The following is an 805-nucleotide window of genomic DNA, read 5'->3' as shown; positions in this document are numbered from 1 at the left end:
CGTCACTATGCTCACGTTGACTGCCCGGGCCACGCCGACTATGTTAAGAACATGATCACCGGCGCTGCTCAGATGGACGGCGCGATCCTCGTCGTAAGCGCAGCTGACGGCCCGATGCCTCAGACTCGCGAACACATCCTGTTGGCCCGCCAGGTAGGCGTACCGGCTATCGTCGTATACCTCAACAAAGCCGACCAGGTTGACGACCCCGAACTGATCGAACTCGTAGAAATGGAAGTCCGCGACCTCCTGAGCTCCTACGATTTCCCCGGCGACGAAGTACCTATCATCGTAGGCTCCGCATTGAAAGCCCTCGAAGGCGACGAAGAAGCAAAACAGTCTATCCTCAAACTGATGGACGCTGTTGACGAATACATCCCGACGCCGGACCGTCCGACGGACAAACCGTTCCTGATGCCTGTCGAAGACGTATTCACGATTACGGGCCGCGGCACCGTAGCAACGGGCCGTGTAGAACGCGGTACAGTTAAAGTAGGCGACGCAGTCGAAATCGTAGGCTTGTCCGACGAACCGAAACAGACCGTCGTAACGGGCGTAGAAATGTTCCGTAAGCTCCTCGACTTGGCAGAAGCCGGCGACAACATCGGCGCATTGCTCCGCGGCATCGACCGTAAGGAAATCGAACGCGGCCAGGTATTGGCAAAACCGGGAACGATTCATCCGCACACGACGTTCAAAGCACAGGTATACGTATTGACGAAGGATGAAGGCGGCCGTCATACGCCGTTCTTTAACGGCTACCGTCCGCAGTTCTACTTCCGCACGACGGACGTAACGGGCGTTA

At 57.0% G+C, this 805-nt stretch carries 1 protein-coding gene; it reads left to right on the top strand.

Going from position 1 to position 805, the window contains the following annotated elements; genetic code table 11:
* Positions 1 to 805, top strand: an 805-nt coding sequence (locus tag B5F80_RS11105) for an elongation factor Tu (RefSeq protein ID WP_087478882.1), incomplete at both ends; no start/stop codon positions are given.

Source organism: Megasphaera sp. An286, from assembly GCF_002163455.1.
Classification (GTDB): domain Bacteria; phylum Bacillota; class Negativicutes; order Veillonellales; family Megasphaeraceae; genus Megasphaera; species Megasphaera stantonii.
Note: the sequence above shows the minus strand (reverse complement) of the source record. Positions and strands in the feature narration are given on the sequence as shown.